A 4,345-nucleotide genomic window follows, 5' to 3' on the forward strand; every position below is an offset into this window, starting at 1 on the left:
ATTCTCGTCATTTGGTCCCAGGAGACGAGCGTCTCTAATGTGGCTGGTAATATACCAGACTCCTTCCGGAGTGTTGTGATGTCCGTCTGGGATACCTGTTACTACATCGGCTTCCCAAAGAATAGTTCCATCATCACCATAAAGAACAGCATGCTGAGTGGTAAGGTCAACGTCAATATAACGACCGCCCCAGTCCTGCTCGCCCTGTTTAGTAAACTTATCGGCCGACTGTTTTGTAGGCAGTTCAATCTTTGTTGCCTGACCAGCGGACAGACCGTCAGAGATAGCTTTTACAGCAGCATCATTATCCATAACCCAGCCGTATGCACCAGCGGCCTTTGTAGTGAATTCTTTTCCATCCCAGCGCTTATACGTTCTTGAAGTTCCACGAGTATCTACTGCAGGAGCAAGTGTCTCGTTGACCCATTTGGTAATAGCGTCTGTATCAAATGAAATAGAGAGATTCTCATCAAACTTAATCCAGCTAGCAATGGTGTCTTGATCAAGCTGATAAGCAGCAGAATCGCCTAGCATCAAATCAACTGCAGAAGTAACGTATGAATTAGCAGTCTTCAAGGCAGTATCAAGGTCTTCTGCACTTATGAGGCTTTCTGGGCCAAGCTGTACGGTAGTGCTCAGATTATCAAAAGCGGTTTGCAAGTCTTTATGGACACCCTCAAGAGATAGTCTTGTGGCAATAGCGTCATCAGCAAAAATAAACTTTTTAGCCGAGCTATCGTAGGTAATACCATTGTTCTCTAGAGTTTGAGCAGATTCTTTTGCCTGCTCAATTCTTTGATTAAAGAGTGCGTCTGCCTTGCTTGTATCATACGAAGCGGTTGCATGTGGGCTTAGGGACCTGCTACGAGTAATTTCCAGTGGCCACATCCAAGGATTCTGCTGGCTAATAGCATCATGAGCATATCCAGCTGCGTCGTATGTTAAATCAATGTCAGATGCCTTGATGGTTAAATCTACGCCGTTTCCAGAGACTTGGACGGAGTAATTTGAGGCCTCGTTTGCTCTAGAAGCTTGTAAATCTGAAGCAGGTTTTAAGGAGTAGTCCTTACCATAAATGCTGGTTTGAGGCATAAAGAAGAAGTTAAAGAAGATTACTCCACCCACATACACAAGGGCGAGAATACCAACGAGCGCAGCAGGTATCTTCCACCACTGATGTTTCTTGTGAACAACGGGAGCCTCTTCTTTTTCTCCAAGCTCTGCGCTATCAAGAGGAGCAATGACAGTTAAATCATCTGCCTGCTCTTCTGGGGCCTCTGTAGCTTGTGAAGGCTCATTGAGCTGATTGGCTTTTACCTGCTCTTCATTGAGAGCAACGTACATATCAGTATCGCCAAGGCTTGGTACTGAGTCTTTAAGAGAAGGCGCTTTCTCTGTAGCTTCCTCTGAAGAAAGAGGTTGTAGGTTAGCGGTATGAGAAGCAGAGCTTTTTGCAAAGTGCTTAGCCAAGGAGCACTCCTTATAAAAACGAAGTTACATAGCAAAAATCAGTGTGTTTTGACAAACAGACTTTCTGCAAATGAGTCAAAGACACATTCATTTAGTGTAGTGCATATTCACCACATATTTTATGGAACTTACGTGGAATTATTTTCTATAGGAGATGAACAAAACTGGAGTAATATATACGACATTTAGAAATAATTATTTTTCAATTGCAGGGGGAGTAATAGTGTATGTCATCAACTAGAGTCAATAGTACTACGCAAAATATTAGATGTGTTTGTACTGCTCTTGCCGTACTTCTTTTATGCATTTCAGCTTTTCCTAAAATTGCTGTAGCTACTGCTTCAACTAGCCAATCAAATTCTCATTCTACTAATCAGTTGTTACTGCATACTGATGTCAAATCGTATGAGCTTCTTCCTTCTGATTTTGCTTCGCTTGTTGGCAATGATTCAACATCGTTTGATACTCTTGAGCAAGTTAAGCCTTATGAGGCAGTTAACACTGATTCTCATCCAAACTATAGCAAGGTAAGTGATTTTGTTTATTTAGATAGAGATCAGTTTGACTTGTCGCTTTTCTCGCCAGATGATTCTCTGAGATATACAACAGATGATGCAGCTGTAGATGCATACATTCAGACTCATCCAGAGCTTGCCGGTGTGACTGATCGTAGAATTTTGCTTCCAGTGTTTGAATTTGATTCAGACAATGATATTCAGACTCACAGAGACAGAGTTAATTCTTACATTGCTAATGGTCAGCTGGCACAAGGGTCGGTTGGTCAGGATAATACCGCTGTTATTGATACCAGTTTGCCTATGGGTCAGTATAAGCTGGAAAAAACGCTCTCGTATGATCAAGAGCATGGCTTCTATTACATTTACACCATGCACGTGGGTGTATCTAATATTGATCGTAACCTCACAACGTTTGTTGATAGCAACGGAAATAAGACTGAAAAACAAGGTCTGTTCCTGGCTCCAGAGGTAGTGGGTAATGACATTCTTGACCATAAAGAAGTGGATTCTTATACGATTTCTGCTGGTTATGATGGTGATGGTAATGTTGCTCGTCCAACTACGTATGTAACACATATTACGTATTACTACACTCTCGCGCACACCGCTTATGTCTCTGATACTGGAACTACCTTAAAACCTATTGACGCTGGTCTTCAGAATGCTCCTGCTACCATCTCTTCTTACAACTATGACCACACGGTTGATGCAGGAACAAGGCGAGTGCTGGACATTGATGCCGTAACAGCTCGTCTTATGGCAGAGATTCAATCGCAAGATATTACACAGCTTTTCCCTGTTAGTGCTGCTACGCACAATGGCGATATTGTTATCAGTAGGACTCCTGGATATGATACCTACGATATTCAGTTGTTTGAGAATGGTCAATTTACTATCGATATGACTTATATGCCAGATGGCACACCTCGTGTTGTTGATGCCGACGGCAATGCTATTTATTTCTCCAATCACTTTAAGGATGTTGTTTATTCTTCATATCAAGATGACACCTTGCCTGTTGGTCAGTATCGAATTGAATATCTGCTTACCCCAACATCTGCAGATCCAGATAACTTTGATTCGTATCAGCATTTAAAAGTCAATCTTGTTATTGGCACAAGTGATACTTCTCAGCCAGCCATTACTGCAAATTGGACTCACGTATACGTGAAGCAGCCTGAGACTACGCCAGAAACACCTGAGACGCACACTCCTGAGGAGCCTCAGCAAGCTCAGAAGAAGTCACAGCTTCCTGATACTGCAGATTATTCTCAGGTTGCGCTTCAGGGCACACTTGTCTGCTCCTCTGTCTCACTGGTTTCTCTGAGCTTCTTCCTCAAGAGAAAGCTGCTACAGAAGTAATCTAGGAATACATGACGTTACTCTTGCCTCAAGAGTGAGAGAATACTGTCTATCAAGAGGCGAGAGGTACGTTATTTATGGCAACACATCCAGTTATTCACATAGATTCATCTGACGACAGCCGTCTTGATGTGTATGCTCGATTGACTGATAACCAGCTTCGTAATCGTCTTGACCCAACTCGTGGTGTCATGATTTGTGAGTCTCATTTTGTAATTGAAACTGCGCTATCTGCAGGTTGCAGGCCGCTCTCGTTTCTTGCAAATACTTCTCATACAGACAATATTTTGCAAATTGTCGAGAAGTTCCACCCTTTGACAGATGACGTTCCTATTTTCATTCTTCCAGATGAGCAGCTTACACAGCTTATTGGCTACAAGATGAATAGAGGAGTGCTCTGTGCCATGAGGAGACCTCAAGGTGCATCGCTAGAAGAGATTCTAAGCACGTCAAAGCATATTGCCGTACTAGAAGATTTAGTAGACGTTAACAACGTTGGTGCTGTCTTTAGGTCAGCTGCGGCCCTCAATGTAGATGCTGTTATCTTGACTGCTAAGTGCGCCGACAACCTCTCAAGGCGTGTCCTGCGCGTTTCTATGGGAACGGTTCTTAATGTGCCTTGGACTCGTTTGGATGAAGAGATAACTTCACTGGACCTTATTGAAAAGCTTAAAGCTCATTCTTTTACTACGTGTGCACTTGCACTCACAGATTCTGCAGTACCTCTTAATAAAGAGCTGGTAAAAGGTAAAAAAGCTGCACTATTCTTTGGTAGTGAAGGCTATGGTCTTGATAAGAAAACCATTGAGGCTTGTGACATTATCACCATCATTCCCATGTCTCATCAGGTGGACTCGCTTAATGTTGCTGCGTCATCTGCCGTGGCATTTTGGGAACTTTTTGCTCGATAACTTGAGCAGGAAACCTTTACATACGGCACAAAAAACGGCCACCTACGAGAGTGAACTGCCTCCCATTTCTTGGACACGAGAAAT

The 4,345-nt window shown here is 42.9% G+C and carries 3 protein-coding genes; 2 read left to right on the plus strand and 1 reads right to left on the minus strand.

The genetic code is table 11. The annotated features are described in order from the left end of the window. Positions 1-1,470: L,D-transpeptidase (locus RWJ43_RS06155; protein ID WP_314008989.1), on the minus strand; the 1,470-nt coding region annotated here is incomplete at its 3' end. A 227-nt stretch (positions 1,471-1,697) separates the two neighbouring features. Between RWJ43_RS06155 and RWJ43_RS06160 the strand changes: the two genes are divergently transcribed. Both RWJ43_RS06160 and RWJ43_RS06165 read left to right on the plus strand, forming a co-directional pair. Continuing rightward, positions 1,698-3,350: a hypothetical protein gene (locus RWJ43_RS06160; protein ID WP_314008991.1), complete on the plus strand. Its 1,653-nt coding sequence runs from the start codon at positions 1,698-1,700 to the stop codon at positions 3,348-3,350. Positions 3,351-3,427: 77 nt separating this feature from the next. Then, a complete protein-coding gene (locus tag RWJ43_RS06165) occupies positions 3,428-4,261 on the plus strand; it encodes an RNA methyltransferase (RefSeq protein ID WP_314008993.1) in 834 nt (277 codons plus the stop codon). The last annotated feature ends 84 nt before the right edge of the window (positions 4,262-4,345 follow it).

The sequence above is a fragment of the Lancefieldella parvula genome, assembly GCF_963530955.1.
GTDB lineage: Bacteria > Actinomycetota > Coriobacteriia > Coriobacteriales > Atopobiaceae > Lancefieldella > Lancefieldella parvula_A.

Excerpts from the sequence above, each read along its gene's own strand:
- RWJ43_RS06160 (WP_314008991.1), top strand. The coding sequence starts at position 1,698 with ATGTCATCAACTAGAGTCAATAGTACTACGCAAAATATTAGATGTGTT.
- RWJ43_RS06165 (WP_314008993.1), top strand. The coding sequence starts at position 3,428 with ATGGCAACACATCCAGTTATTCACATAGATTCATCTGACGACAGCCGT.